31 protein-coding genes and 1 pseudogene are annotated in these 25,176 nt (G+C 68.5%); 9 read left to right on the forward strand and 23 right to left on the reverse strand.

Features of this window, described 5'->3' with window-relative positions:
- Positions 1-612: 612 nt before the first annotated feature.
- The 15 genes from VLF38_RS13065 to VLF38_RS13135 form a co-directional block, all read right to left on the reverse strand.
- Positions 613-1,026, reverse strand: coding sequence for a hypothetical protein (locus tag VLF38_RS13065; RefSeq protein ID WP_325271680.1), 414 nt, complete (start codon positions 1,024-1,026; stop codon positions 613-615).
- Positions 1,026-1,301: a hypothetical protein gene (locus VLF38_RS13070; RefSeq protein ID WP_325271681.1), complete on the reverse strand. Its 276-nt coding sequence runs from the start codon at positions 1,299-1,301 to the stop codon at positions 1,026-1,028. Before VLF38_RS13070 ends, VLF38_RS13065 begins: the two co-directional genes overlap by 1 nt.
- Entirely contained in the window at positions 1,301-1,642 is a 342-nt protein-coding gene (locus tag VLF38_RS13075) for a hypothetical protein (RefSeq protein ID WP_325271682.1), read from the reverse strand. Before VLF38_RS13075 ends, VLF38_RS13070 begins: the two co-directional genes overlap by 1 nt.
- A gap of 304 nt (positions 1,643-1,946) precedes the next feature.
- On the reverse strand, positions 1,947-2,561 hold the full coding sequence (locus VLF38_RS13080) for a hypothetical protein (RefSeq protein ID WP_325271683.1): 615 nt from the start codon (positions 2,559-2,561) through the stop codon (positions 1,947-1,949).
- 142 nt (positions 2,562-2,703) lie between these two features.
- Entirely contained in the window at positions 2,704-2,850 is a 147-nt protein-coding gene (locus VLF38_RS13085) for a hypothetical protein (protein WP_325271684.1), read from the reverse strand.
- Between the two features lie 3 nt (positions 2,851-2,853).
- Positions 2,854-3,108 (reverse strand): hypothetical protein, encoded by a 255-nt coding sequence (locus VLF38_RS13090; protein ID WP_325271685.1) that lies wholly within the window; start codon positions 3,106-3,108, stop codon positions 2,854-2,856.
- A complete protein-coding gene (locus VLF38_RS13095; protein WP_325271686.1) occupies positions 3,105-4,223 on the reverse strand; it encodes a hypothetical protein in 1,119 nt (372 codons plus the stop codon). Before VLF38_RS13095 ends, VLF38_RS13090 begins: the two co-directional genes overlap by 4 nt.
- A gap of 50 nt (positions 4,224-4,273) precedes the next feature.
- Entirely contained in the window at positions 4,274-4,471 is a 198-nt protein-coding gene (locus VLF38_RS13100; protein WP_325271687.1) for a hypothetical protein, read from the reverse strand.
- Between the two features lie 96 nt (positions 4,472-4,567).
- Positions 4,568-5,071 (reverse strand): hypothetical protein, encoded by a 504-nt coding sequence (locus VLF38_RS13105; RefSeq protein WP_325271688.1) that lies wholly within the window; start codon positions 5,069-5,071, stop codon positions 4,568-4,570.
- Positions 5,068-5,382 carry a hypothetical protein gene (locus VLF38_RS13110; protein ID WP_325271689.1) on the reverse strand — a complete coding sequence of 105 codons (315 nt, stop codon included), beginning with the start codon at positions 5,380-5,382 and terminating at the stop codon, positions 5,068-5,070. Before VLF38_RS13110 ends, VLF38_RS13105 begins: the two co-directional genes overlap by 4 nt.
- A complete protein-coding gene (locus VLF38_RS13115; RefSeq protein WP_325271690.1) occupies positions 5,379-5,654 on the reverse strand; it encodes a hypothetical protein in 276 nt (91 codons plus the stop codon). The genes VLF38_RS13110 and VLF38_RS13115 overlap by 4 nt, the downstream gene beginning before the upstream one ends.
- A complete protein-coding gene (locus VLF38_RS13120; RefSeq protein WP_325271691.1) occupies positions 5,651-5,830 on the reverse strand; it encodes a hypothetical protein in 180 nt (59 codons plus the stop codon). The genes VLF38_RS13115 and VLF38_RS13120 overlap by 4 nt, the downstream gene beginning before the upstream one ends.
- A 573-nt stretch (positions 5,831-6,403) precedes the next feature.
- The gene (locus tag VLF38_RS13125) at positions 6,404-6,610 is read right to left on the reverse strand and encodes a hypothetical protein (RefSeq protein WP_325271692.1); all 207 of its coding nucleotides are present in this window, start codon (positions 6,608-6,610) and stop codon (positions 6,404-6,406) included.
- Positions 6,603-7,115, reverse strand: a complete 513-nt coding sequence (locus VLF38_RS13130) for a hypothetical protein (protein ID WP_325271693.1) — start codon at positions 7,113-7,115, stop codon at positions 6,603-6,605. The genes VLF38_RS13125 and VLF38_RS13130 overlap by 8 nt, the downstream gene beginning before the upstream one ends.
- A 107-nt stretch (positions 7,116-7,222) precedes the next feature.
- Entirely contained in the window at positions 7,223-8,776 is a 1,554-nt protein-coding gene (locus VLF38_RS13135) for a recombinase family protein (RefSeq protein WP_325271709.1), read from the reverse strand.
- On the opposite strand from VLF38_RS13135, the gene VLF38_RS13140 reads away from it, so the two are divergent.
- The 3 genes from VLF38_RS13140 to VLF38_RS13150 all read left to right on the forward strand — a co-directional run bounded on the left by VLF38_RS13140 (position 8,775) and on the right by VLF38_RS13150 (position 10,219).
- Positions 8,775-8,993 (forward strand): hypothetical protein, encoded by a 219-nt coding sequence (locus VLF38_RS13140; protein ID WP_325271694.1) that lies wholly within the window; start codon positions 8,775-8,777, stop codon positions 8,991-8,993. The two genes, VLF38_RS13135 and VLF38_RS13140, sit on opposite strands and share 2 nt — an antisense overlap.
- A gap of 139 nt (positions 8,994-9,132) precedes the next feature.
- The gene (locus VLF38_RS13145; protein WP_325271695.1) at positions 9,133-9,627 is read left to right on the forward strand and encodes a DivIVA domain-containing protein; all 495 of its coding nucleotides are present in this window, start codon (positions 9,133-9,135) and stop codon (positions 9,625-9,627) included.
- Positions 9,628-9,730: 103 nt separating this feature from the next.
- Entirely contained in the window at positions 9,731-10,219 is a 489-nt protein-coding gene (locus VLF38_RS13150; RefSeq protein ID WP_325271696.1) for a DUF6542 domain-containing protein, read from the forward strand.
- Here VLF38_RS13150 and VLF38_RS13155 read toward each other — a convergent pair.
- From VLF38_RS13155 to VLF38_RS13165, 3 genes are all read right to left on the reverse strand, one after another.
- Complete coding sequence (locus VLF38_RS13155; RefSeq protein ID WP_325271697.1) at positions 10,153-10,776, reverse strand: L-threonylcarbamoyladenylate synthase; 624 nt, start codon at positions 10,774-10,776, stop codon at positions 10,153-10,155. The genes VLF38_RS13150 and VLF38_RS13155 overlap by 67 nt on opposite strands.
- A gap of 10 nt (positions 10,777-10,786) precedes the next feature.
- Complete coding sequence (locus tag VLF38_RS13160) at positions 10,787-11,794, reverse strand: 4-hydroxy-3-methylbut-2-enyl diphosphate reductase (protein ID WP_325271698.1); 1,008 nt, start codon at positions 11,792-11,794, stop codon at positions 10,787-10,789.
- Between the two features lie 78 nt (positions 11,795-11,872).
- Positions 11,873-13,660 carry a hypothetical protein gene (locus VLF38_RS13165; protein WP_325271699.1) on the reverse strand — a complete coding sequence of 596 codons (1,788 nt, stop codon included), beginning with the start codon at positions 13,658-13,660 and terminating at the stop codon, positions 11,873-11,875.
- Between the two features lie 58 nt (positions 13,661-13,718).
- Between VLF38_RS13165 and xseA the strand changes: the two genes are divergently transcribed.
- Complete coding sequence (xseA, locus tag VLF38_RS13170) at positions 13,719-14,969, forward strand: exodeoxyribonuclease VII large subunit (protein WP_325271700.1); 1,251 nt, start codon at positions 13,719-13,721, stop codon at positions 14,967-14,969.
- Positions 14,962-15,189: an exodeoxyribonuclease VII small subunit gene (locus VLF38_RS13175; protein WP_325271701.1), complete on the forward strand. Its 228-nt coding sequence runs from the start codon at positions 14,962-14,964 to the stop codon at positions 15,187-15,189. Before xseA ends, VLF38_RS13175 begins: the two co-directional genes overlap by 8 nt.
- 5 nt (positions 15,190-15,194) lie before the next feature.
- On the opposite strand, the gene VLF38_RS13180 is transcribed toward VLF38_RS13175, so the two are convergent.
- A complete protein-coding gene (locus VLF38_RS13180; protein WP_325271702.1) occupies positions 15,195-15,794 on the reverse strand; it encodes a DUF4245 family protein in 600 nt (199 codons plus the stop codon).
- Between the two features lie 78 nt (positions 15,795-15,872).
- Here VLF38_RS13180 and glpX point away from each other — a divergent pair, with 78 nt between their 5' ends.
- Entirely contained in the window at positions 15,873-16,895 is a 1,023-nt protein-coding gene (gene glpX / locus VLF38_RS13185) for a class II fructose-bisphosphatase (RefSeq protein WP_325271703.1), read from the forward strand.
- A gap of 207 nt (positions 16,896-17,102) precedes the next feature.
- A pseudogene (locus VLF38_RS13190) lies at positions 17,103-17,762 on the forward strand (alpha/beta fold hydrolase); the annotation flags it as partial.
- 147 nt (positions 17,763-17,909) lie between these two features.
- Here VLF38_RS13190 and VLF38_RS13195 read toward each other — a convergent pair.
- From VLF38_RS13195 to VLF38_RS13205, 3 genes are all read right to left on the reverse strand, one after another.
- Entirely contained in the window at positions 17,910-18,413 is a 504-nt protein-coding gene (locus VLF38_RS13195) for a sodium:solute symporter family transporter (RefSeq protein WP_325271704.1), read from the reverse strand.
- Positions 18,414-18,534: 121 nt separating this feature from the next.
- Positions 18,535-20,166 carry an L-glutamate gamma-semialdehyde dehydrogenase gene (pruA, locus tag VLF38_RS13200; protein ID WP_325271705.1) on the reverse strand — a complete coding sequence of 544 codons (1,632 nt, stop codon included), beginning with the start codon at positions 20,164-20,166 and terminating at the stop codon, positions 18,535-18,537.
- Between the two features lie 65 nt (positions 20,167-20,231).
- Positions 20,232-21,158 (reverse strand): proline dehydrogenase family protein, encoded by a 927-nt coding sequence (locus VLF38_RS13205; RefSeq protein ID WP_325271706.1) that lies wholly within the window; start codon positions 21,156-21,158, stop codon positions 20,232-20,234.
- Between the two features lie 120 nt (positions 21,159-21,278).
- On the opposite strand from VLF38_RS13205, the gene VLF38_RS13210 reads away from it, so the two are divergent.
- Entirely contained in the window at positions 21,279-22,457 is a 1,179-nt protein-coding gene (locus VLF38_RS13210) for a helix-turn-helix domain-containing protein (RefSeq protein WP_325271707.1), read from the forward strand.
- 100 nt (positions 22,458-22,557) lie between these two features.
- Positions 22,558-23,331: an acetoin reductase gene (locus tag VLF38_RS13215; RefSeq protein WP_325271708.1), complete on the forward strand. Its 774-nt coding sequence runs from the start codon at positions 22,558-22,560 to the stop codon at positions 23,329-23,331.
- A gap of 92 nt (positions 23,332-23,423) precedes the next feature.
- Here the strand turns inward: VLF38_RS13215 and thiC are convergent, their stop codons facing one another.
- Positions 23,424-25,103 carry a phosphomethylpyrimidine synthase ThiC gene (gene thiC / locus VLF38_RS13220; RefSeq protein ID WP_325271710.1) on the reverse strand — a complete coding sequence of 560 codons (1,680 nt, stop codon included), beginning with the start codon at positions 25,101-25,103 and terminating at the stop codon, positions 23,424-23,426.
- Positions 25,104-25,176: the final 73 nt, after the last annotated feature.

A 25,176-nucleotide genomic window follows, 5' to 3' on the forward strand; every position in this document is an offset into this window, starting at 1 on the left:
ACTGCCGCCCGACATGAGCCGGTGGCGTGGCCCAGCGTGCGACGACGGGACGCGGGCAGGCGCGGTGCCCCGGTCCCCTGTCGTCGTGCCTGACAGGCAAGCGCGCGCCACTGAGCCCGTGAGCCTGCCTGCCTTGCTCGCTTGCCCTGCCCGCGTGATCCAGGCGAGAGGTAGTCGAACAGACGTTCGATCAACCACGAGTCGGCCAACTGGTCGAACGTTTGTTCGGTTCGGGTCAGCCCCTCCCCCTATGACCCCCTCGGCGCGGGGGCCTGGACCGCCACGTCATAGCAGCAAGACTCGCGTTGCATTCAGAGGTCTGGAGCTGGAGGTCGCCCCGAGGAGGAGTTTCCGCGTTTTCCTGCGTGTCGGCGCACCCGTGGCTAGCCTCTTGAACAGAGCCACAGGTGACCCGAGACGCCTGTGGCTCTACCTATGTCTCGGGGACGCACGAAAGAGCCCCGTTGAGAGGCCATGACGGCATCCCAGACGGGGCTCAGCGTGCTTCTACTTGCGACGACAGGGTGCGGACCAAGGGAGATCGCTCCCCTGCCTGTCGTCGCAACCAGATCGGATCGTGCGACCGCTAGCGCGGCTTCCTGCGGCGGGATCTCACTCGAAGATCGCGGAGACGCTGGCGAGTACGCCGTCGTCATCCTCCTGGACACGCTCCAACTCGATCTGTGCCTTGCGACGATCAGTCTCGGTGAAGAGCAGGCTGTTGAGGTTCTGCATGAGCACTCGGAGGAGTTCCGGGGATCGACGGCCACCCTGTGAGAGCCAGTGATCGACTCCCTCGCACGTGAGGAAGAGGATCGACAGGTCGGAGCTCTCGTAGAACTCAGCCTGACCTGACTCCAGGCCGGCCTCCCAGACCTGACGAGCGATCGGGTGCCATTCGGGATCGGCCTCGATCGCCAGCAGCGGCTTGGACTCAGCCTTGGTGATCTTGTCCTGTCCACGGCTCTTGCGGGCGCGCTCACTGCCGGGAGCAAGGTCGGTGGATCGGTTTCGAGGACGTGGCATCAGCCCTCCTTCCACCCCGCCGCAGTGGCGAGGTTGTCGTATTGGTCGCTCCGGTGCTCACTCGGGAGACAGAGGACGCTCATGGCGGTGTTCGGGTGATCGCCCATCGGACCCAACTTGGTGAGCACCGCGTTGAGCCACTTGTGCGTCTGCTCGTCAGTCAGGCTCTCGCGGGCATCGGCGTAGCCCTCGGCGATCTTCAGGGCGAGCTCATGAGCCACGTCGTCCTCGATCAGGGAACCGAGGAGGTAGGCCGGACTCGGGTACGTGTCCATCAGACCTCCTCTCCCGAGTCGAGTCGTCGGAGAGTCGGCACCTTGTCGATCAGGAACGCCGAGAGGCGCGGTGGAGCGATCTGCACGAAGTTGCCCAAGGGCAGGTTGGCGATCGCATCGAAGTCGCCGTTGTAGATCAACTCGACGGTCACCTGCCCGGTGTTGTGCTGGATCAGCACGTCCAGAACCTCGACGCGGTTCTTCTCGGTCTGCCAGTGGGCGAACTCGTCGCCGTCCGCGAGCCGAAACATCGTCCAGCCGTCGCTGGCATCTTCAGCGATGCCGTCGCGGAAGCCCGTGAAGATCAGGTCCAGGTCATCGTCGGTGCTGATAGTGGTCATGTGTTGCTCCTCGTCGTCTTGGTGCTTGCCACCCGTCGCCTGCGGCCACGGATCTGTTGGGTGTAGCGGTCTCGCAGGTCCCTGCACTTCGGGCAGCGAAGAGGGAGCGGACCAGCCTTGCCAGCCACTCCCTCGATGCCGCAGTCGCAACAGGTGTACGAACGTGAACCCTTCTTGCGCAGACCCTTCGGTGCCTTGGCGGGTCTGCACCTGGGTGTGCAGTAGCGATGGACGCCGCTGGTCATCGGAAACTCGTTCCCACAGCTCGGGCAGCGAGCCAGTCCGATGAACTTCCTCGTCTGCCTCATGCAGCGTCCCGTTCCTGCTCGCTGGCAGCGGTCGCCCCGGCGTTTTCAGCCGACGAGAAGGAAGTCCGGCGCGGTGATCCCTTCCGCTTGATGAAGCCGCTCCAACTGGCGTCCTCACCGTCAATCTCGAACATGGCCCACTCGGTCGTTCCCTCGTAGCGGCTTGCGACCTCGGTGATCTTGTCGCTGGCCTTGGCCTTGTTCCGAAGAGCCGTGATGACCTTCCTCTGGTAGGTCTCGATGACGAGAGTGTTGGCGAAGTCGCTCGTCATCGCCTTGGTCTCGCGCTCATTGGCCGGAACGTACGATCCTCGTCCGCTGACAACGGTCGCCCCGCTGTTTTCAGGGTGGATCAGGGTCTCGGTGGGGAGTTCTCCCCCTCGCTTCACCAGACCACTCCAGGAGACGTCGGTGACCGGGATGCGGAACTCTGCCCAAGGCGAGGAGCCGTACGAGCCGCTCTTGGTCTCGGTGATGTTCTGGTTCTGCTTGGCCTTGTTCCGCAGAGCCCTCAGGACCGGTTTCTGTGCGGTCCAGATCGTCAGGTAGTCGTCGGCATCCGTCGTGTTGAGGATGGTCTCGCGCTCGTAGTCGGTCAGGTGCTTGGTCATGGTTGTCCTCCTTTGGACATGCGAAAGGGGCACCCTCCTCGGCAGGAGAGCGCCCCTTGGTGTGTGCGGTCATTGGGTCAGGCACGGGGCGGTGCGGACAGAGGAGCGCAACTCCTCTCGCCCCACACCTGACGACTCAGGATCAGCCGTTGTGGGCGTCCGCGGCCTCGAAAGGCTCTTCGTCGGCCCAGAAGGTGTTCGCACGCTCAGCAGCAAGCTCGCTGAGGTTCTGAGCGAACGAAGCCACGGCCTCGCTGCCGGGTCGCTTGATCTGGATGGTGTTGCTCATTTGTCAGTCCTCCTCGGACTCGATGGATCGGCGGTTGCGGCAGGAGCCGCAGGGGCAGCAGTCACGGCACCGGCAGTGGGCAGGGTGCTTCGCCCAGGCGGGCATGACTGCGGGGTTGTGCGGCTTGGTGAAGATCGCGGCGGCGATGCCGTCCTCGGCCCTTGCCTGGATCAGGTCATCGCGAGCCTGCTTCCGAGACAGCCGAGAGTCGCCGTTGATGAACTCTCGATCGCTCACGTACGGGTTGACGTAGGTCATGCGGAGACCTCGACCGGCTCGTAGGTGAAGTCCAGCTCGACAGTGATGCCGAACTTGCCGTCGTACATCCGGTTGTAGATGCGCGGCTGGCCCTCGGGCACCCAGGGGCCACAGTCCTTGACCTCAGCCACGTTGATCTTGCTGAGCACGCCGGCCGACGTGTGAACGCCAGCGCGGAAGTGGCTGATCGCATCGTTGATGAACCCCTGCATCTGGTAGAGGGGCGGGTACTCGTCCTGAATGCCGAAGACGGCGACGACCTTGCCCTTGGCCGTGCCTGCCTCGATCACGTCCAGAGACGCCTCGATGGTCTGCCAGAGCGGCTTGTAGTAGGCGTACGAGTTGCCCGCCTTCTTGCCTCGCTGGATCTCGGCCCCGAACGTCTGCTCTAGTGCCTCAGCGAACTGCGACACCGCGAGGACGGAGGGCTGTGCGAGTCGAGTCACCGGCCAGAGAGCAGAGTCGAAGTCGATTACGTCGCCGTAAACGTTGACCTCAGACCCGGTGCCTCGGAGAGCGTCTTCCAGCGCCTCCAGGTCAAGCCCGGTGACGCCTCGCTCGGTCACTCGGACGATGCCACTCGCCTTCACGGTTCCGTAGCCCTTGGTCGGCTCGGTCTGGCTGAGGATCACTGCGTCAGCGATCCCCTTCACGTCACCGGGACGCTTGCGTACGAGCACCGGCACGTCCACAAGTTCAGAGATCGTGTCGGCGACGAACAGGGCCAGATGGTTGTCGGCGAGGAGAGGATCCACAGCACGCTGAGCCTTGCGGAGATCGGCCTCAGCTGGCTTCAGCTTTCCCTTGGTCGCACGGATCGCCATGTCAGCCTCCACGACCTCCAGTGGAGACACAGAGTCGTCTCCCCCGTCGATCCGCCTGTCCAGAGCGGCCTTGGTTGCCTCAGCGGCGGCGAGGGTGTCAGAGAGAGCCTTGACGGTGGCCTGGGCCTTGGAGAGCTCGAGCTCCAGGTCTCCCTTGACCTCCTCGTCTGCCTCGATCCCAGCGGAGATCAGAGACCTGATGACCTCTACTCGCTGTCCCTTCAGGGCGTTGATGTCCTCGGTGATCGAGCGGTGGGCGTCGATCAGGTTGTCGTTGATGGTCTCGGTCATGTGTTTCCTCCTTGGTGAATGTGAGTGAGCAGGGTTCTGGTCGTGAACCCTCAGCGGCGCTTGCTTCGCTTCGCCTTGGCAGCGGCGAGGTCGAACGAGTGGTGGACCTGAACCGAGGTCACCCCGATGTGCTGGCGGCGGTGGCCGTCGAACGACGGCAGAAGGTGGTTCCAGATCTGCCACGGCTCGGCCAAGAGCACCGGGGTGGTGATGGTGGGTCGATCGGTTCGGGTCTGCTTGCTGGTCAAGTGGTTGCCTCCTTGTGGCATCAAAAAAGGCACCGGAGAAAACTCCGATGCCTGCTGGCTTGGTCGATCTATTCAGTTGTTGTGCTGGGAGCGATCTCAGGTGGCCTGGGCGAGAGTCCAGATGCAGTCCGAGCCTGAAGTGCATCCAAGGCAACGACACTTCGCCTCTGCCTCCTCCTCCACTGCCTCCACCTTGCTTTCTGGAAACCCGGAAGCCTCAGTAGAGATAAGAGAAGGAGTAATGATTAGAGAAGTAGAGAGGTTTACTCTTCCGTTCCGGGTTTCCAGAACGCCCTTGGCTTCCGGGTTTCCAGAATGATCCTCTGGGAGGTATGCCTGAAGGATCGGAACGTTGACGAAGTAGAGCGTTGTGTCCTCGCGCCGCTGGATCGCTCGAATGACCTCGCGCTCCGATGCCCACTTGCGAGCGGCGTAGAAAGCGTCCTTGCCGCATCCCATGTCTGCCGCCGTCGTCTTCCAGGCCGTTGAGCACCCGGCTTCCCCACGCGAGTTGATCGTGTGGAGCAGGAGCTTCACGTTGCCGGGGACACCACGAACGTCGCGGATCAGCCACCCGATCTCTGTCTGACTCAGCGTCATGGCGTTCTCGCCTGCTTCTCATGATGAACGCAGTAGGCCGAGCCTCGCCGTCGAGCAGCCTGACAGGGTTCGCCGTCAGATCGGACTCCGCTGCATCGGGAGGTTTCAGCGACCGCCTTGCCTTCCTCGTAGCCGAGTTCGTCCCTGAGCGATCGGATCAGCCTGACCCCATCCGCCTTGCTCATCGTGCCGAGGATCGCCTCGCCAACGTCGAGCAGGTAGTAGTCCAGAATGAACTGGTCGAGTCCCTGCATCTTCGCCCACAAGACCTCGACGTAGCTGGACTGCTTGTCGGTAATCGGTGCCGTCACGTGCTGTCTCCGTACTCGTCCCTCCAAGGAGAGTTGGGCATGATGACCCATCCGCCGTCCTTGACCGTCTCCCTGACAAGACGCACGAGCTGGTAGCCCTGGAAACGGATCTCTCGACCCGTCCTCGCGTTGTGCGCGACGTAGAGCCACCGCTTCCCCGGCTTCACCCGGTCCTTGATGAAGAAGTCACCCACCACGGCACCGACGAGACTCTGCGCCTCGCTGTCGGCTCGATCGAAGATCGCTTCAGCCTCAGGGTTGATCGTCGTCACGCTTCTCCTTCGTTCTTGTGTCGTCGTACTTCGTCCAGGTCCCAGACGTGATAGCCACCCAGCCGGCCGACCGGCTGAAAGGGCAGTCGCTTCCGGGTGTGGCGCTTCTTGAATGCCTCGACCTCGATGCCGAGCTCATGTGCTGCGTCTGCTGACGTTCCGAGTCGCTGTTCCATCTGTGTCTCCTTCCTCTTGGTTGTGATGCGGGCATGAAAAAACCCCTGCCATGTGACAGGGGTGAAGATCAGGGGTTCACGGTCATGAAGGTTCACGGCCCACGGACAGGGACATGAAGGGCCAAGGAGGAGCGCCCCCTCGCCCAAGACCTGCCAAGAACAGGTGAAGGGCGAGGGGGCACCGCGCTACAACGCCAAGGGGAGAAGACTTGACGGAGCGCGAGTAGGGGGCCATGACCACGACCGTCCCCAACCGAGCGATCCCACGTGAAGACGCGACTCAGGAAGTGCGGCCTGAGCCGACGCGGGAGCACGCACGTGCGGGCGCAGCAGGCACGTCGTGCGCATCTGCTTCCACAGTTTAATAGTTTCTTGCCTACAGGTTAGACAACCCTGTCAGCCGAACTTTCTTCGGAAACCTCTACTTATACAGACGCGCGCGGACCCGGCTTTAACAGGATCGGATCGAGCTACGAGTCTGTAACGATCGACGGACAGGGACACCTTCAGTCCTGCTGGCATACCCCTATCGGTCCAGATCCCGAGTTTGTGGCATGGCGTCCCCAACCTTTTTCAACCGCGCAGCAGGTCGAGCAGGTTTCGCACGTCGAGCGCGTCCACGGTGACCTGACAGTCCACCCACTCACCCGCACGGCCCTCAGGACTCGTCTCCAAGTCCAGGAGAGCCCGCTCCAGCCGGATCACTGACTCTTGGCGCTGATCGGTCAGGCATGGATCACAGGCCGGGTCTAGGCAGTCGCTCGCGTCATGGTCAGTCATTGGTCTCGCCTTCCTTCGTCTCTGGGGTGAGTCGGGCGATCAGCGCCTCCCAGCCAGCGCGAGCCTCCTTGCCTTCTCCAGCCTCGATCGCATCGAGGAACTTCGACGGATCGCCGGTCTCCATCCAAGCCTTCGCGCCCGCCGACCACTTGGCCGGCTTGCGGTTGCGAGGGACACCGCGCCCGCCCCTGCCCTTCTGGCAGCCACAGCCCTCGGTGCGCCACCGCAGCAGGTTGTCCTGCCGAGCCTCGGTGAGGTTGCCGCACTCGCACTCGCACAGCCAGTAACGCTTGGCGTTCCGCATCGGTGCCTCACCCATCACTGTGAGGCGTCCGAACACCTGCCCAGTCAGATCCTTGCGCTTCCCACTGCCCTTCGGTCGTCCAGGGCCGGGAAGGTACCGCTGAGTGCGGTGGTCCCAGCCACCGAGCGCCTTGCCGTAGGCGACCTCGACGCCGACCAGCGGCATAGGCTTGCCGATGTACGGCCCGTCTTCGTTCGTCATGCTCTCCTCCTTCCTTTGTTGCACTCATGAGGGCATGGCAATGCCCCCGTCTTGTAGAGATAACAGGTTCAGTCCGTGAACCCTGACCCGCCCGCCAGCGCCGACAGTCAGCGCAGACCCTCGTTGACCATCCCCCAGATGACCTCGATCAGCTCGTCGGTGAACTCGGGAAAGTCAGGGTTGGCCTTCCCGAACTCACGAGCGCCGTACATGCTCCCGAGAAGGTCACACGCCTCCCCCGCGAGCACGCGAGGCTTGCCGTCGTCGTCCTTGTACGTCGTGACGATGCTGAACCGCGACGGGTCGAACTTGGTGTTCCCCGGCTTGGGGTTCGGGGTCACTGGGATAGCCACCACGTGCCGCCTGATGATAGTTCGCTTCACCGACAGGTTTGACACGTCGTAGTCGTCCATTGCCGCCCACGTCGAAGCCTCCTCAGCCTCAGCGGCCTGCGAGGCGACAGCCTTGGCCCTCTGGGCTCGGAGACCCTTCAGGATCGGCAGCAGGTCAGCGAGGTCGAGATCGCCAGCAGTGTGAGCGGCCTGCGCCTCCTCGATCTTGCGGTCGATCTCCTCGACGGGATCAGTCTCGGACTCCACCGCTACCGGGACGGTTGGAGCGTCCTGAGCGCGCTTCCACATCTGAAGGAAGCGGACGGCGTGCTCTACCGACTCGTCCAGCCACTCCTTCTTGATCCGCACCTTGCCGCAGCCGCCGATGATCCGGGCGCACTGGTAGGCACCGCCAGACACGTTCATCGTCGTCTTGCACACGTCGCAGATCGCGATGCCGCTCAGCAGGTTGGAGCGGGTGTTCCAGGCCGGTCGAGTCGCTCGCTGAGAGGCCACCTTGAATGCGGCCTCAGTGACCAGCCTTGGCACGTCCTCGGTAACCGTTCCGATGACTTCGCCCTTGTAACTCAGGAGGCCGGCGTAGATGGGGCTGTCGAGAATGCGAGCCGTCGCAGCGAACGACATCGGCTTGCCCGAGACCGTCACGACACCGCGCTCTCGCAGATCTCGACTGATCGCGTTGACCGACTCCCCCTTGGCGATGCGCTCATACGCCTCTCGGACGACGGCAGCCTCCTCCTCGACCACCTGCCAGTCACGCGAGTAGCCGAACGTCCGATAGCGCGAGCCGGGTGGCAGCCCCTTCTCCAGGCGCTCCTGCTTCTGGCGCTTCACACGGCGTGCCGTGTCCGCAGAGGACTTGTTCGCCATCATCACCAAGAGGCGAGCATTCATGCGCCCGTTCTCGGTGGACAGGTCAATGTCACTCGCGGTCGCAGAGCGGATCTCAGCGCCGTAGTGCTCAACTACCTCGATCGCGTCCTCCAGGTCGCGAGGGTCACGGGCGAGACGGTCCAGGTCCCACACCATGAGCCGCTTCGCTTCGCCAGTGCGTAGACGCTGGAGCGCCTGTGCCCAGACGGGTCGCATGACCCGGTAGGCGTGGTACGTGTTGCCGTACTGGTCCGTGAGCTCGACGCGCTTCTTCTTGTAGGCGCTGGTGTTGTTCTCGCAGTGGTGGACTGCAACGCGGCCACCGCGAGCCCTCACGGCCTCCTCGTTATCCTCATGTTGACGACCCACCCCGGCACGCTCGTCCGTAGGGTCGTCACTGATGCGCTCATAGGCATCCCACTCGGCCAATGTCATGCTCTCCACACTCCTAGCGTATTCATCCCGGTACTGGGACTACTACCGCCAGCGCTTCGAGCGCGACCGCGGCCTGAAGATCGACTTCGCGATCTGCTCCCCGCCGCTCGCCGCGCGGGTCACCGGTGCGTTCATCGACCGCGAGGAGCGCGACCCTGCTGTCTTCGCGGGCGCACCGTCCGACCACGCTCCCGTGATCGTCGACATCGCCGACTGACGGGTTGACGGTGTGCCGCCGGCGCCCGAGCAACTTTCGTGCCCGGGCACGAGATTCGCCGCCCGGAGACCGACGGGGACGTCGACCTTGGTGCCCCGGCGCCAAAGTCGCCGGTGGGGACGCGTCGTACGGTGGCGGCATGGCCAACATCGACGTCGACAAGGTCCGCTTCTCCCCGGTGCGTCTCCGCGAGGGCTATGACATGGGCGAGGTGGATGGCCACCTAGACCTGGTGAAGCAGACCCTCGACGCGCTCGACCGGGCGGTCGGCTCCGGCGGGCCCGTGCCCGGCGCGCTGCCGGCACCGCGGTTCACCCCGGTACGCATGCGGGAGGGCTACGACATAGGCGAGGTCGACGCGTTCCTCGCGGAGGTCGCGACCGAGGAGGCACGGCTGCGCCGGCTCGCCGGGCGTGGCCTCGCGCCTGCCACCAGCCCGCAGACCGACCCGGTGGTCGACCCCAGCGCGCCCGCCGAGGTCGTCGACGTGAGCGCGCCCTCGCAGCCGTACGCCGGCGCCGACGGCTCGTCGTACCCCGAGGTGATCCGCAAGGAGTCCTCCGGAACCGGCGCCCTGATCGTCGCGGCGCTCGTCGCGATCGCACTCGTCATCGCGATCGTGGCCCTGTTCTGAGCGGGGTCTGGACGTCCCTCTGCATCGCCCCGGCAGCGGTCAGGCGGCACGCAGGCGGCGGGGCAGAACGGGGAGTGTCAGTGCCGGGGCTTACCGTGACCTCGTGACCGCGGCTCCGACGATCTGGGACGAGGGCACCGAGCCGGCGCGCCGGGTGGTGCTCCTCGGCGTGGCGCTCACCCTCACGGCGGCCGCGCTCGACCTGCTGGTCGGCCACGACCTGGGGTGGATCTTCGACGTCTGCTTCGTGCTGCTCGCGCCGGCGCTCGCCCTCCGCGTCCACCCCCGCGACTTCTTCGCGATCAGCGTGACGCCGCCGGTGCTGCTGCTCGGTCTCTTCGTCGTCATCGCCGTCGTCGAGCCCGCGGTCATCGCGCGTGCCGACGACGGCCTCGTGCAGGCGACGCTCTCCGGGCTCACGCACCACTCGTGGGCGCTCCTCCTCGGCTACGCGGGATGCCTGGCCTTCCTGCAGGTCCGGCGCAAGCGGATCGCGGCGGGGCTGTGGCGCCCTCGACGGCCGGCTCAGTCCTCGAAGCGGTCCGCGTCGCCCGCGCCTCGGCGTACGACCTCGGGTGTGCCATCGGAGTAGTCGACGACCGTGGTCGGCACGGCAGGGCACTCCCCTGCTTCGACGACCGCCTCGACCAGGTGGTCGAGCTCCTCCTTGATCTCCCAGCCCATCGCGCGGGGCTCGGTCTCGCCGGGCAGGATCAGGGTGGAGGCCATCAGCGGCTCACCCATCGCCTCGACGAGCGCACGGATGATCGTGTGATCGGGGATCCGGACGCCGACGGTCTTCTTCTTCGCGTGCATCAGGCGGCGCGGGACCTCCTTCGTCGCCTCGAGGATGAAGGTGTAGGGACCCGGCGTGACGCCCTTGACCGCACGGAAGACGTGGTTGTCGACGTGGACGAAGGTGCCGAGCTGGCTGAAGTCCTTGCAGAGCAGCGTGAAGTGGTGCTTCTCGTCGAGGTCGCGGATCGTGAGGATCCGGTCCTTGCCGCTGTGGTTGTCGAGCCGGGAGACCAGCGCATAGCCCGAGTCGGTCGGGACCGCGATCAGGCCGTCGTCCTTGAGGATCTCGACCAGCTGGTCGATGACCCGCGGCTGCGGGTTGTCGGGGTGGACGTCGATGTAGCGGGCCACGTCCTGCGCCTTACCGGGTCGCCTGCTCGGCGGCGCGGAGGTCCTTGCGGAGCTCCGGCGGCAGGGCGAAGATCAGCGACTCCTCGGCCGTGTGGACCTGGGTCGCGTCGGGGTAGCCACGCTCCTTGAGGTAGCCGATGACCCCCTGGACGAGCTCCTCCGGAACGCTCGCGCCGCTCGTGACGGAGACGGTCGCGACGCCGTCGAGCCACGCCTCGTCGATCTCCGAGGCGTCGTCGATGCGGTACGCCGCCCGGGCACCGGCCTCGAGGGCGACCTCGGCCAGACGGACCGAGTTGGAGGAGTTGGCCGAGCCGACCACGATCACCAGGTCGGTGCCGGGCGAGATCTCCTTGACCGCGAGCTGGCGGTTCTGCGTGGCGTAGCAGATGTCGTCGGACGGCGGGTCGAGCAGCTCGGGGAACCGCTCGCGCAGCGCCGCCACGGTCGCCATGGTCTCGTCGACGCTGAGCGTGGTCTGCGAGAGCCAGACGACGCGCTTCGGGTCACGGACGACGACCTTGTCGACGTCCCACGGGCCCTCGACCAGCTGGGTGTGGTCGGGCGCCTCGCCCATCGTGCCCTCGACCTCCTCGTGACCGGCGTGGCCGATGAGCAGGATGTCGAAGTCCTCCTTGGCGAAGCGGACGGCCTCGAGGTGGACCTTGGTGACCAGCGGGCAGGTGGCGTCGATCGTCTTGAGGCTCCGCTGCTCCGCCTCGGCGTGCACCGCCGGGCTCACGCCGTGGGCGGAGAAGACGACGGTCGCGCCCTCGGGCACCTCGTCGAGCTCGTTGACGAAGATCGCGCCGCGCTCCGCGAGGTCGCCCACCACGTGCTTGTTGTGGACGATCTCCTTGCGCACGTAGACCGGTGCGCCGTAGAGGTCGAGCGCCTTCTCCACGGTGATCACCGCGCGGTCGACCCCGGCGCAGTAGCCGCGCGGGGCGGCAAGACGCACCGCCTTGTCGGCCTCGTCGGGGCTGAGGACGGCGGGGACGCCGAGGTCGGTGCTCATGGGGCTGAGTCTACGGGCGCGCGGGTCGTCCGCCTGAGGCCTGCCGACGTGGTGGGCCTCAGGCGGACGACCTCGGTGTCAGCTGTCGAAGTCGCGGCCGCGCGGACCGGTCCGTCCCAGTGCGGCGAGGCCGGCCAGGAGGAGGGCCGCGACGAGCGCGCCGACGGCGTACGGGAGCTTGTCGTTGCCCTGGCCGACGAGCCAGCCCGCAGCCATGGCCGCGCCGAGTGCCAGCACGAGCAGGATGACTGTCAGCGCCAGCAGGCGGGAGCGGAACCAGCCGTGGGTCTGTTGCACGTGGGCGAGGTACGCCGCCCGGGTCTGCTCGAGCTCGGTGGCGAGCTGCGCGGCGCGGACCTCAGCATCGCGGCGCTGCCCAAGGGCGTCCTGGGCGACCTCGGTGTGGTGGAGGACCGTTGCCTCGACCTTGCCGCGCTCGACGGTGCGCTCCTCGAGCGCGGTCTCGGCGGCGGCGCGAGCCTCGGCGGACTCCGCGGCAGCAGCCTCGGCCTCGAGGCGGGCGGTGTGGGCCGCGTCGGTCGCCTCGGCTTGCGCGGCGAGCGCTTCCTGGACCCGCTCGACCTCGGCCTTCGCAGCCTCCGCGGCCTCGCGCTGGGCGTCGGCAGCAGCCTGGGCGGCCTCAGCAGCAGCCTTCGCCGCCTCCTCGGCAGCGGTGCGTGCCTCGCTCGCCTCCACAGCGGCCTGCTCCGCGGTGGCGCGGGCCTCCGCCTGCTCCGCTGCCGCCTGCTCGGCTGCACCCCGCGCCTGCGTGGCTGCCTCGAGCTCACCGGCGAGACCGGCGACCTTGGCGTGGGCCTCCTCCTGTGCGGCGAGCGCCTTGGCGGCGGCCTCGGTGCGGTCGAGGGCATGCTGCTCGGCGGCCTCGCGCTGCGACTGGGCGTGCTCGGCGAGGGCGGACTGGTCGACGGCGCGCTTCTCGGCGGCCTCGCGCTCGGTGTGCGCCCTCGCGGCCGCCTGGGCCTGCGCAGAGGCAGCCTGCTCCGCCGCCGTGCGGGCCTTGGCGGCAGCGGTCGCGGCAGCCTCGGCCGCGCTGCGTGCTTCGTGAGCAGCCTTCGCTGCCTCGGCGTGCTCGGTGGCCTGGGAGTCGGCGAGGGCCCGCGCGTCGACCGCGCTGCGAGTGGCCTCGGCCAGCTCAGCGACCGAGGCACGCGCGGTGGCCTCCGCCTCGGCGGCCTCCGCGGCGCGCGCGGCGGACTCGCGGGCAGAGGTCTCCGCCTCGAGGCGCAGGGCCTGCTCGGCCTCGGCCTTCTCGGTCAGCTCCTGGAGCGCCACCTCGGCGGCAGCCCTGGCCTCGTGCGCCTCGGCGGCGAGACGCGCCTGCTCCTGCGCGGCCGTGTCGGCCTCGGCCCGGGCCTTCTGCGCATCGGCGACGGCAGCCTCGGCCTGCAGCCGGGCCTCAGCGAGGTCTGCGGTCGCCTTCTCCGCGTTGAGCCGCGCCTGCTCGGCCGCCGTGACCTGGCGCTGGAGCTCCTCGAGGTGCGCCCGCATCTCCAGCTCGCCCTGCTCCCGCTCACGGGCCAGGTCGACGAGGGCGCGCTCGGCGGCCTCGCGGGCGGCGTAAGCCTGCTCGGCCTGCTCGGCGAGGGTGGTCGAGCGGGTCTCGGCTTCCTGGCGCGCGAGGATGGCGGCTGCGGCGGACTGCTCGGAGGCGATCCGCTCCGCGGACTGCTCCTGGGCGGCACGCTCGGCGGCGAGGCGCAGCTGCTGCGCGCGCTCGGCGGCTGCAGTCGCGGCGAACGCCCGGTCGTTCGCCTCCTCGATGCTCAGCTCAACGCCCTTGCGGCGGCGCCAGAACGAGCTCGCGTGCTCCGGTGCGTCGTGCGGCGGAATGTCGGAAGAGGCCATGGAGGGAAGGCTATCGAGACGGAGAGGCCTTGTCGGACCAAACACCTAGGCTGCGGGCATGGCACTCGACACGTCCCCGGAGGCACCGGCCCCCGTCCGGCAGATCGCCCAGGCGATCACCGGGTGGGTCGACCGGCTCGGTGCCGTGTGGGTCGAGGGTCAGGTCGCCCAGGTCAGCCGCCGGCAGGGCATGCAGACCGTCTTCATGGTCCTGCGCGACCCGATCGCCGACATCTCGATCTCCGTCACCTGCTCACGCCTGCTCTACGACAGCCTCAACCCGCCGCTGGTCGAGGGCGCCTCGATCATCGTGCACGCCAAGCCGTCGTTCTACGCCCCGCGAGGCACGCTCTCCCTCCAGGCGCGCGACATCCGGATGGTCGGCCTGGGCGAGCTGCTGGCCCGCCTCGAGCGCCGACGCCAGCTTCTCGCCGCCGAGGGCCTCTTCGCCGCCGAGCTGAAGCGCCCGCTCCCCTTCCTCCCGACGAAGGTCGGCCTGGTCACCGCGCCCAACTCCGCCGCCGAGCGCGACGTGCTCGAGGTCGCCCGCCGTCGCTGGCCCGCCGTCACCTTCGAGATCGCGTACGCCGCGATGCAGGGCACCCGCTCCGTCGTCGAGGTGGTCGAGGGGCTGGAGCGCCTCGACAAGGACCCTGACGTCGGGGTCATCGTCATCGCGCGCGGCGGTGGATCGGTCGAGGACCTGCTTCCCTTCAGCGACGAGGCCCTCATCCGGGCGGTCGCGAAGGCGCGCACGCCCGTCGTCTCGGCGATCGGTCACGAGCCTGATCAACCGCTCCTCGACCTGGTCGCCGACGTCCGCGCGGCCACCCCCACCGATGCGGCGAAGCGGGTCGTGCCCGACATGGCCGAGGAGGTCCAGCGGCTCACGCTCGTGCGCGAGCGGCTGCGGCGAGCTGTCGATGGGCGCCTCACCACCGAGCGCTCCCGTCTGGACATGCTCCGGTCCCGGCCTGCGCTCGCCTCGCCCGGCACCTTGTTCGACAACCGTGCCGACGACGTGGGCTCGCTCCTGGAGCGCGCGCGGCGCAGCCTGGGTCACCAGCTCGACCGCGCGGTCGACGAGGTCGGTCACCAGCGTGCCCGGGCCCGGGCGCTCTCGCCGCTCGCGACGCTCGAGCGTGGTTATGCCGTCCTCCAGGACGCCGACGGCCACGTGGTGACCCGCAGAGGTGGCGTCACCTCCGGCGCCGCGGTCACGATCCGGGTCACCGACGGCCGCATCGCGGCCACCGTCGCGGCCGACCACTCCCCTGACCCTGCTGCTGAAGGACATGTTGATGACTGACTCGCCCGCTGACGCGACCCCCGTGGCCGACCTCTCCTACGAGGCGGCGCGCGACGAGCTCGTCGAGACCGTCCACCGGCTCGAGGCCGGCGGCACGTCGCTCGAGGAGTCGCTGGCGCTCTGGGAGCGCGGCGAGGCCCTCGCCCAGCGGTGCCAGGAGTGGCTCGACGGTGCCCGCACCCGCCTCGACGAGGTCATCGCGGCGCGCACGGCGGAGTGACAGGGTCAGCGGCTCGTGTCGACCGGGTCGAGCACGAGCTCTCCGATCAGCGTCTCGAAGTCAGCGGCGGATGCGCTGCCGAAGACGAGGAGGGCCATGCCCTTGCCGCGCTCCAGCTCGGCGTTCGGCTCGTCTCCGCGCTGCATGCCCAGCGGTGCGGTGTAGGCGCGGTCGTCGTTGTCGACCTCCCACGGCGTCCACTCGAGCGCGACGCCGGTGTCGAAGCCGGTGATGTCGCCCGGCTTGCCCTCGTCGTCGACGTACTCCTCGACGAGATCCCTGTCGCGCAGCGCGGCCTGGCGGACGCCGATGTAGCGCTCGTCATCGGTGAGGAGGTCGAGCTCCCACGCGAGGTTGTCGGGGTCGTAGACAGCGCGCGTCGCCTGCCAGCCCTTCGGCAGCTGCGGCGGGTACGCCGGGTCGAGGTCGTTGGCCTGGAGCCCCGCGACGACCTCGAGGTAGTCGACCGAGCGCGGCTCGACCTGGAGGTCGTCACGGTTGAGCGCGCGGAAGGCGACGAACGCGAGGATGACCAGCAGTGTCACGATCATCGCGCCGACCATGCCGGCGGCACTGCGCTCGTATCGCGCGCTTCCCTGAGCCATGGCCCCATCTTCGCAAGCGGTGCCCACCGACGCGCGTCAGGGGTCGTGTGGCGGTCACGGGCCGATAACATCAGCCGCATGAACGCGCCGGTGGACCTGTCCGTTGCCCCTTCCTCGCCCGACCGCAACCTCGCCCTCGAGCTGGTGCGCGTCACCGAGGCGGCTGCCATGGCCGCTGGCCGCTGGACCGGCAAGGGCGACAAGAACGGTGCCGACGGCGTGGCCGTCAACGCGATGCGCGTGATGATCTCGTCGGTCAGCATGAACGGCACTGTCGTCATCGGCGAGGGCGAGAAGGACGACGCCCCGATGCTCTACAACGGCGAGCAGGTCGGCGACGGCACCGGCCCCGAGTGCGACATCGCGGTCGACCCGATCGACGGCACGACGCTGGCCGCCAAGGGCATGAACAACGCGATCGCCGTCCTCGCCGCCGCCCCGCGCGGCACGATGTACGACCCCTCCGCCGTCTTCTACATGGAGAAGCTGGTGACCGGCCCCGAGGCCGCCGATGTCGTCGACATCCGCCTCCCCGTCGGTGAGAACATCCGCCTGATCGCCAAGGCGAAGGGATCCTCGCCGGAGGACGTCACGGTCGTCCTGCTCGACCGCCCGCGCCACGACAAGATCGCCGAGGACATCCGCGCAGCGGGCGCCCGGATCAAGTTCATCTCCGACGGTGACGTCGCCGGCGCCATCATGGCCGCCCGCCCCGACACCGGCATCGACCTGCTCCTCGGCATCGGCGGTACGCCGGAGGGCATCATCGCCGCCTGCGCGATGAAGTGCACCGGTGGCACGATCCAGGGCCGTCTCTGGCCCAAGGACGACGAGGAGCGCCAGCGCGCCCTCGACGCCGGCCACAACCTCGACCCCGACTTCGTCCTCCACACCGACGACCTGGTCACCGGCGACGACTGCTTCTTCGTGGCGACCGGCATCACCGACGGCGAGCTCATGAAGGGCGTCCGCTACCGCGCCGGCTTCGCGAGCACCGACTCCCTCGTGATGCGCTCGCGCTCCGGCACGATCCGACGGATCAGCTCCGAGCACCGCATCGGGAAGCTCCGCGCGTACTCCGCGATCGACTTCGAGCACTGACCTCGTCCCCCTGAGACGTCGCTCACGACGGCCCGCGACCCTCTTGGTTCGCGGGCCGTTGGTGCTTCACTGGGTGACGTGACTGAATCGATCGCCGTCTCCGAGGAACTGTTCGCCCCCGCCGGGCCGGACCAGGAGATCTGCTACCAGACCTTCGGCGATCCCTCGGGCGAGCCGCTGCTCCTCGTCATGGGCCTCTCCGGCCCCATGACGTGGTGGCCCGTCGAGTTCTGCGAAGGCCTCGTACGCGCAGGGTTCTACGTGATCCGCTACGACAACCGTGACGTCGGCCGCTCCTTCCGCGGCACCGGTCGCGTCGGGCGACGTGACCTGGTCAAGGCGTTCCTCGGGCGGCGGGTCGACGCGCCGTACTCCATCTCGGACATGGCCGGCGACGGCGTCGCCGTGCTCGACCACCTCGGCATCGAGCGGGCCGACATCTGCGGCATGTCGATGGGCGGGATGATCGTCCAGACCATGGCGCTCGAGCACCCCGACCGGGTGCGCTCGGTGACCTCGGTGATGTCCACGACCGGCAGCCGCCGGGTCGGCTGGCAGCACCCCTCGCTCATCCCCCGACTGCTGAAGCGACCCAAGCGCGGCCGCGACGCGTACGCCGAGTCCACGGCGACGTTCTGGAGCTTCATCGGATCCCCCGGTTACCCGGCCGACCTCGACGAGGTCCGCCAGCGGGCGCTGGAGACCTATGACCGCGGCATCAGCGCCTCGGGCGTGCTGCGCCAGATGATGGCGATCCTGACCCAGCCCAACCGCACGGCGGCCCTGGCCTCGCTCCCGATGCCTGCGACCGTCATCCACGGCCTCGCGGACAAGATGGTCCACGTCTCCGGCGGCAAGGCGACCGCCCGTGCGAGTGGCGCGGAGCTGCTGCTCATCGAGGGCATGGGCCACGATCTGCCCCGCGACCTGTGGCCGGAGATCACCGGCGCGATCCGCAAGACCGCGGACCGCGCCTCGGCGGGGGTGACGTGCGAGTTCGCGCCGCTTCGGCGATCAGGCGACGGGGACACGCTCCTCGTAGGCACCGTCGCCGAGCAGGCGCACCGCCTCGTCGAACTCGGCCTCGATCTCGGCGTTGGGCTGCCACGTGAGGCGACTGATCAGGATCGTCACGAGGCCACCGAGCACGAAGCCGGGAAGGATCTCGTACATGCGCGAGCTCAGCGCGTCGACGTTGCCCCAGACGACGACGGTTACCGCACCGGTCACCATGCCGGCGAGCACGCCCCACGTGGTGAGCTTGCGCCACCAGAGCGAGAGCAGGATCGCCGGGCCGAAGGAGGCACCGAAGCCGGCCCAGGCGTAGGCGACGAGCTCCAGGACCGTTCCGGTCTTCGGCCAGGCCAGGGCTGCCGCAATCAGCGAGATGGCGAGGACGGCGAGGCGGCCGAGCAGCACCAGTTGGCGGTCGGAGGCGTCCGTGCGGAGCACGGTCTTGTAGAGGTCCTCGACGAGCGCGGACGACGTGACCAGCAGCTGCGAGGAGATCGTGCTCACGGCGACGGGTCGGCGACGTGGCGAGCGGCGTCCGGGCCCCGACCACACGTACGACATACGACGCCGGGCCGGCGCGTGCTCGTGGCGCGCGCCGGCCCGGCGTGGGGACAGGGGCGGAGGATCAGCCCATGTGCGGGTAGCGGTGGTCCTTCGCCGGGACGAAGGTCTCCTTGATCACCCGCGGCGCGGTCCACCGCAGCAGGTTGAGCGGCGAGCCCGCCTTGTCGTCCGTGCCCGATGCCCGGGCGCCACCGAACGGCTGCTGGCCCACGACCGCACCGGTCGGCTTGTCGTTGATGTAGAAGTTGCCGGCCGCGAAGCGCAGCTTCTCCAACGCCCGCGCGACCGCGGCACGGTCCTGCGAGAGCACCGCACCCGTCAGGCCGTACGCCGTCCCTGTGTCGACGGTGTCGAGGATCGCGTCGAACTGGTCGTCCTCGTAGACGTGGACGGCGAGGAACGGCCCGAAGTACTCGGTCGTGAAGACCTCGTCGGTCGGGTCGTCGCAGCGCACCAGCGTCGGGCGGATGAACCAGCCGACGGAGTCGTCGTACGTGCCGCCGGCGAGGACGTCGATGCCCGGCTCGGCGTGGGCGCGGTCGATGGCGGCCTTGTTCTTCGCGAACGAACGGGCGTCGATGACCGCGGCGGTGAAGTTGGAGAAGTCAGCCGGGTCGCCGACCTTGAGCGCCTCGATCTCCTGGACCAGGCCCTCCTCGAGCTTCTCCCACACCGAGCGGGCGATGAAGGCGCGCGAGGCGGCCGAGCACTTCTGGCCGGAGAACTCGTAGGCGCCGCGGATCAGCGCGACGCGGACCGCGTCGACGTCGGCGGACGGGTGGGCGACGACGAAGTCCTTGCCACCGGTCTCGCCGACCAGGCGCGGGTAGGTGCGGTAGGTGGAGATGTTCTCGCCGACGGTCTTCCACAGGCGCTGGAAGGTGGCGGTCGAGCCGGTGAAGTGGATACCGGCCAGGTCGGGGTGCGCGAGCGCGACCTCGGAGACCTCGATGCCGTCACCCGGAAGCATGTTGATGACGCCCGCGGGGAGGCCGGCCTCCTCGAGGAGACGCATCGTGAAGTGCGCGGAGTACTGCTGGGTGGGCGACGGCTTCCAGAGGACGACGTTGCCCATCAGCGCCGGCGCAGTGGGCAGGTTGCCGGCGATCGCGGTGAAGTTGAACGGCGTGATCGCGTAGACGAAGCCCTCGAGGGGACGGTGGTCCAGGCGGTTCCAGGAGCCGTTCGGGTTGACCAGCGGCTGCTCGTTGATGATGTCGCGCGCGAAGCCGACGTTGAACCGCCAGAAGTCGGCCATCTCGCAGGCCGCCTCGATCTCGGCCTGGTACGCCGTCTTCGACTGGCCGAGCATCGTGGCGGCGTTCAGGGTGTCGCGCCACGGGCCGGTGAGCAGGTCCGCGGCCTTGAGGAAGATGGCGGCGCGCTCGTCGAAGCTCATCGCGCGCCAGGCCGGGGCAGCCGCCGCGGCCGCGGCGATCGCGTCCTCGGCGTCCTGCCGGGTCGCGCCGTGGCCGACACCGAGCACGTGGGCGTGGTTGTGCGGCTGCACGACGGTGAACTCGGGACCGGAGCAGACGCGCTGCTCACCGCCGATGGTCGCGGTGAGGTTGATCGGCTCGGCAGCGGCGAGCCGCTTCAGCTCGGCCTCGAGGCTGGCCCGCTCGGGGCTGCCGGGGGCGTAGTCGCGGACCGGCTCGTTGTACGGCGCGGGGACGGTGGTGACGGCGTCCATGGGTGGGTCCTCTCGGTGGGATCGGGTGGAAGTACGGGGCTGCGGCGAGCGCGGGAGCGCAGCCGTCAGCGGGCGAAGAGCGAGCGCAGGAAGAAGGCGACGTTGGCCGGGCGCTCGGCGAGACGGCGCATGAAGTAGCCGTACCAGTCGACGCCGTACGGCACGTACACGCGCATCTGCTCGCCCTCGGCGCGGAGGCGGCGCTGCTCAGTGACGCTGATCCCGTAGAGCATCTGGAACTCGTAGGAGTCCGGCGTACGGCCGGCTTCGCGGGCGAGCTGCTGCGCGATCGCGATCATCGTCTTGTCGTGGGTGGCGACCATCGGGTGGCCGTCGCCCTCCATGAGGATCCTCAGGCAGCGGACGTAGGCCAGGTCGACGTCGTGCTTGCGGGGGTGGGCGATGCTGGCCGGCTCGGCGTACGCGCCCTTGACCAGCCGCACCCGGGAGCCCTCGTGGGCGAGCGCCCGACAGTCGTCCTCGGTGCGGAAGAGGCAGGTCTGCAGGACGGCGCCGACCCAGGGGAAGTCGCGGCGGAGCTCGCGGAGGATGGCCAGCGTGGAGTCGACCGTCGTGTGGTCCTCCATGTCGAGGGTCACGGTCGTGCCGACCCGCTGCGCCGCCTCGCAGATGGAGCGGGCGTTGGCCAGCGCCACCTCGTCGCCTCCCTCGGGGAGCGCCTGGCCCATCGCGGAGAGCTTGAGCGAGACCTCGGCGCGGTCGGCCAGGCCCGTCTCGTCGAGCGTGGCGAGGAGGTCGACGTAGGCGTCGCGCGTCGCGGTCGCCTGCTCGAGGCTGCTGGTGTCCTCACCGAGGTGGTCGATGGTGACCGCCATGCCGGCCTCGACCAGGTCACGGGTCGCCCGCAGAACGTCGGCCTTCGCCTCGCCGGGAACGAAGCGCGCGACGAGGTCGCGGGAGATGGGCAGCGTGGTGACGAGGCGGCGTACGTGCGGCTTCTGGGAGACGGCGAGGAGCGCGGGGCCGAGCATGGGGACCTCCGGGAGAACGGGCTTCTCTCCAACGTACGCCGGAGCAAACCCGCGATCTCTCGACAGATGCCACGCACCTTGGTCTAATCCAGTGACAGATGCTCAAGGCCAGGAGACAGCGTGCGCCCCGAACTGCAGGACCTCGTCGACGAGGTCTCCCGCCTCCTCCAGCACCCGGTGACGCTGGAGGACCGCAGCTTCAACCTGGTCGCCTTCCACTCTCACAGCGAGCGCATGGACGACGTGCGCCAGCGCTCGATCCTGGAGCGCAAGTCGAGCGGGGAGGTGCGCCGCTGGTTCGAGAACTTCGGGATCGCGACCGCGACGCAGCCCGTGCGGACCCCGTCGGCGCCCGAGCTCGGCGTGCTCGCCCGGCTCTGCCTGCCGGCCCGCTGGAAGGAGGTCACCCACGGCTATCTCTGGGCGATCACCGAGGACAACGAGATCGACGACGCCCTGCTCCCCGCCGCGATGGAGCTCGCGGGGCGGGCGGGAGCGCTGATGGCACAGCAGGCCCGTACGAGGGAGGACCTGGGCTTCCTGCTCCAGGACCTGCTCTCCACGGACCCCGACACCGTCGAGCGCGCGGCCGACGAGATCGACGCGCGCCGGATCATCCGGCGCGGCGTTCCCGTCGCTGCCCTGGAGCTCCAGCTGGTGCGCCCGCCAGCCTCCGGCGTCGTCCCGGTGAACCTGTGGACCCTCCCCCGCTCCGTGCTCGCCTGGGCCGGCGAGGACCACACGACGCTGCTCGTCCCGCTGCCGGGCGAGGACCTCGGGCCAGCCCACGAGCTGGCCCGGCAGGCCAGGGCTCTCTACCTGGAACGACTCCCCGCCGGTAACGAGGCGGAGCTGGTGGTCGGCATCGGCGCGCCCCGCTCCGACCTCGCCGAGCTGCGGGCGAGCTGGCAGCAGGCACGCCTCGCGGCTCGCGTGCTCGCCGCCGTGCCGGAGCGGCGTCCGGTGGCGGCGTGGCCCGAGCTCGGCATCTACCGCCTACTCGGCTGCGGACCGACCAGCGTGCTCGCCGAGGCGGCCGTCGACACCGCAGTACGCCGCCTGCTCGAGCACGGCGACGCCGACATCCGGGAGACCGCCCTGACCTACCTGCGGACCGGCGGCAATGTCCAGCGCACCGGCGCCGCACTCAACATCCACCGCCAGACGGTCTACTACCGCCTGCAGCGGATCGAGAAGATCACCGGCCTCGACCTCTCGAAGGGCGAGGACCTGCTGCTGCTCCATCTCGGGCTCACGATGGCGCCGGCACTGGGTCTCGTACCGACGCCACCGCGCTGAGCGCGCGTCGCGCCACTGCAACGCCCGTGCAACCCTCCCCCGGTCAGGGACGGGGCGCCTACGGTCCGGAGACCGCAGTGCCTACCCAGGGAGACCCGTCATGACCGTCGCTCACATCACTGGTGCCGCCCGTGGCATCGGTAAGTCCATCGCGCTCCGCCTCGCTCGTGACGGGCACGACGTGGCGGTCTCCGACCTGGCCGTCATGGCAGCAGAGCTGGAGGCGACGAGGAAGGAGATCGAGGCGATCGGCGTCCGCGCCGTCGCCCTGCACGGCGACGTGTCCGACCCCGAGTCGGTACGCCGACTGGTCGCGGAGACCGCCGGGCAGCTCGGTTCCCTCGACGTGATGGTCGCGAACGCCGGCATCGCACAGACCAAGGCACTGCTCGAGGTCGGCCCCGACGAGTACGACAAGGTGCACGCCGTCAATGGCCGGGGCGTCTTCCTCTGTTACACCGAGGCTGCTCGGCAGATGATCGCCCAGGGCACGGGCGGGAAGATCCTCGGCGCAGGCTCGATCGCGTCCCACAAGGGTTTCGCGCTGCTCGGTGTCTACTGCTCGTCGAAGTTCGCCGTCCGGGCTCTCACGCAGGCAGCAGCCCAGGAGTGGGCACCTCACGGGATCACGGTCAACGCCTACTGCCCGGGCATCGTGGCCACGACCATGTGGGAGGAGATCGACCACGACCTCGGCGAGATCAACGGCGTGGAGACGGGCGAGTCGATGAAGGAGATGGCTGCCGGCATCAGCCTGGGACGCGTCTCGACCGGCGAGGACGTGGCCAAGCTGGTCTCCTTCCTCGCCGGCCCGGACTCGGACTACATGACCGGGCAGTCGGTCCTGGTCGACGGCGGCATGATCTTCGCCTGACCCAGCGGTGACGCGGCGTGACCGATCCGGGACGTCATAGGAGCTGGCGGTTCTAACGACCACCTCCTATGACGTCCGAGCCGGCAGGACCCTCAGACGCTCGGCTCCACGTAGACCGACGTCCCGAGCTCGACGAACTCCTGGCTCTTCGCGCGCATGCCCGCTTCGGCGGCAGCGGCTTCCGCCACGGCCGCATCGGCGGAGTCGGGCGTGAGGTCGGCGCCGAAGCGGTTGCGGACGTCCTGACTGATCTTCATCGAGCAGAACTTCGGGCCGCACATCGAGCAGAAGTGCGCGGTCTTGGCATTGTCCGCCGGCAGCGTCTCGTCGTGGAACGCCTCGGCCGTGTGCGGGTCGAGCGAGAGCGCGAACTGGTCGCGCCACCGGAACTCGAAGCGCGCGTGCGACAGGGCGTCGTCCCAGTTCCGGGCACCCGGGTGGCCCTTGGCGACGTCCGCGGCGTGCGCCGAGAGCTTGTAGGTGATGACGCCGGTCTTCACGTCGTCGCGGTTCGGCAGGCCGAGATGCTCCTTCGGCGTGACGTAGCAAAGCATCGCCGTGCCGTGCATCGCGATCGTGGCCGCACCGATCGCCGAGGTGATGTGGTCATAACCCGGAGCGATGTCGGTGACGAGCGGGCCGAGCGTGTAGAACGGCGCTCCGTGGCACCAGTCCTGCTGCAGGACGACGTTCTCCTCGACGAGGTTGAGCGGCACGTGGCCGGGCCCCTCCACCATCACCTGGACGTCGTACTCCCAGGCCCGCTTGGTCAGCTCGGCCAGCGTGCGGAGCTCCGACAGCTGGGCCTCGTCGTTCGCGTCGGCGGTGGCACCCGGGCGGAGGCCGTCACCGAGCGAGAACGCGACGTCGTACTGCTGGAAGATCTCGCAGAGCTCGTCGAAGTGCGTGTAGAGGAAGTTCTCCTGGTGGTGTGCGAGGCACCAGCCAGCCATGATCGAGCCACCGCGGCTGACGATGCCGGTGACCCGGTCGGCGGTCATCGGGACGTAGCGCAGCAGCACGCCGGCGTGGATCGTCATGTAGTCGACCCCCTGCTCCGCCTGCTCGATGACGGTGTCGCGGAAGATCTCCCAGGTCAGCTTGTCGGCCTCGCCGTTGACCTTCTCCAGCGCCTGGTAGATCGGCACCGTGCCGATGGGCACGGGCGAATTGCGCACGATCCACTCGCGCGTGGTGTGGATGTCGTCGCCGGTGCTGAGGTCCATCACCGTGTCCGTGCCCCAGGTGATCGCCCAGGTCAGCTTCTCGACCTCTTCGGCGATGCTGCTCGTCACGGCGGAGTTGCCGATGTTGGCGTTGACCTTCACCAGGAACCTCCGGCCGATGATCATCGGCTCGGACTCCGGGTGGTTGACGTTGTTGGGGATGATCGCGCGGCCCGCGGCGACCTCGCTGCGCACGAGCTCGACGGAGCAGCCCTCGCGCTGCGCGACGTACTCCATCTCGGGGGTGACGATGCCCTGCTTGGCGTAGTGCATCTGGCTCACGTTGCGGCCGGGGAGGGCGCGGCGCGGCTTGTAGGACCGGCCCTGCCACTGCTCCCGGTGTACGCCGGAACGCAGCGCGGCCTTGCCGTTGTCGAGCAGCTGCACCTCACGGCCGTCGTACTCCTCGGTGTCGGCGCGGTCCAGGATCCACTGCTCGCGCAGCAGTGGCAGACCGACCTCGGGCTGCGAGCCGGGGCCCTCGGTCGCGTAGCGGTCGAAGTGCTCACCGTTGGTGAGCTCGACACGCGTGACGGGCACCCCCAGCTCGCCCTTGAGGACGCGGCTGTGCGCGGGGTGGACGGGCTCGTGGAAGGGGCTGGTCTCGGGACGCTCGTCC

This window comes from Nocardioides sp., from assembly GCF_035481145.1.
In the GTDB taxonomy this organism is placed as follows: Bacteria; Actinomycetota; Actinomycetes; order Propionibacteriales; family Nocardioidaceae; genus Nocardioides.

Excerpts from the sequence above, each read along its gene's own strand:
- VLF38_RS13065 (WP_325271680.1), bottom strand. The coding sequence starts at position 1,026 with ATGCCACGTCCTCGAAACCGATCCACCGACCTTGCTCCCGGCAGTGAG.
- VLF38_RS13070 (WP_325271681.1), bottom strand. The coding sequence starts at position 1,301 with ATGGACACGTACCCGAGTCCGGCCTACCTCCTCGGTTCCCTGATCGAG.
- VLF38_RS13075 (WP_325271682.1), bottom strand. The coding sequence starts at position 1,642 with ATGACCACTATCAGCACCGACGATGACCTGGACCTGATCTTCACGGGC.
- VLF38_RS13080 (WP_325271683.1), bottom strand. The coding sequence starts at position 2,561 with ATGACCAAGCACCTGACCGACTACGAGCGCGAGACCATCCTCAACACG.
- VLF38_RS13085 (WP_325271684.1), bottom strand. The coding sequence starts at position 2,850 with ATGAGCAACACCATCCAGATCAAGCGACCCGGCAGCGAGGCCGTGGCT.
- VLF38_RS13090 (WP_325271685.1), bottom strand. The coding sequence starts at position 3,108 with ATGACCTACGTCAACCCGTACGTGAGCGATCGAGAGTTCATCAACGGC.
- VLF38_RS13095 (WP_325271686.1), bottom strand. The coding sequence starts at position 4,223 with ATGACCGAGACCATCAACGACAACCTGATCGACGCCCACCGCTCGATC.
- VLF38_RS13105 (WP_325271688.1), bottom strand. The coding sequence starts at position 5,071 with ATGACGCTGAGTCAGACAGAGATCGGGTGGCTGATCCGCGACGTTCGT.
- VLF38_RS13120 (WP_325271691.1), bottom strand. The coding sequence starts at position 5,830 with ATGGAACAGCGACTCGGAACGTCAGCAGACGCAGCACATGAGCTCGGC.
- VLF38_RS13125 (WP_325271692.1), bottom strand. The coding sequence starts at position 6,610 with ATGACTGACCATGACGCGAGCGACTGCCTAGACCCGGCCTGTGATCCA.
- VLF38_RS13130 (WP_325271693.1), bottom strand. The coding sequence starts at position 7,115 with ATGACGAACGAAGACGGGCCGTACATCGGCAAGCCTATGCCGCTGGTC.
- VLF38_RS13140 (WP_325271694.1), top strand. The coding sequence starts at position 8,775 with ATGCTCTCCACACTCCTAGCGTATTCATCCCGGTACTGGGACTACTAC.
- VLF38_RS13135 (WP_325271709.1), bottom strand. The coding sequence starts at position 8,776 with ATGACATTGGCCGAGTGGGATGCCTATGAGCGCATCAGTGACGACCCT.
- VLF38_RS13145 (WP_325271695.1), top strand. The coding sequence starts at position 9,133 with ATGGCCAACATCGACGTCGACAAGGTCCGCTTCTCCCCGGTGCGTCTC.
- VLF38_RS13160 (WP_325271698.1), bottom strand. The coding sequence starts at position 11,794 with ATGAGCACCGACCTCGGCGTCCCCGCCGTCCTCAGCCCCGACGAGGCC.
- VLF38_RS13165 (WP_325271699.1), bottom strand. The coding sequence starts at position 13,660 with ATGGCCTCTTCCGACATTCCGCCGCACGACGCACCGGAGCACGCGAGC.
- xseA (WP_325271700.1), top strand. The coding sequence starts at position 13,719 with ATGGCACTCGACACGTCCCCGGAGGCACCGGCCCCCGTCCGGCAGATC.
- VLF38_RS13175 (WP_325271701.1), top strand. The coding sequence starts at position 14,962 with ATGACTGACTCGCCCGCTGACGCGACCCCCGTGGCCGACCTCTCCTAC.
- VLF38_RS13180 (WP_325271702.1), bottom strand. The coding sequence starts at position 15,794 with ATGGCTCAGGGAAGCGCGCGATACGAGCGCAGTGCCGCCGGCATGGTC.
- glpX (WP_325271703.1), top strand. The coding sequence starts at position 15,873 with ATGAACGCGCCGGTGGACCTGTCCGTTGCCCCTTCCTCGCCCGACCGC.
- pruA (WP_325271705.1), bottom strand. The coding sequence starts at position 20,166 with ATGGACGCCGTCACCACCGTCCCCGCGCCGTACAACGAGCCGGTCCGC.
- VLF38_RS13205 (WP_325271706.1), bottom strand. The coding sequence starts at position 21,158 with ATGCTCGGCCCCGCGCTCCTCGCCGTCTCCCAGAAGCCGCACGTACGC.
- VLF38_RS13215 (WP_325271708.1), top strand. The coding sequence starts at position 22,558 with ATGACCGTCGCTCACATCACTGGTGCCGCCCGTGGCATCGGTAAGTCC.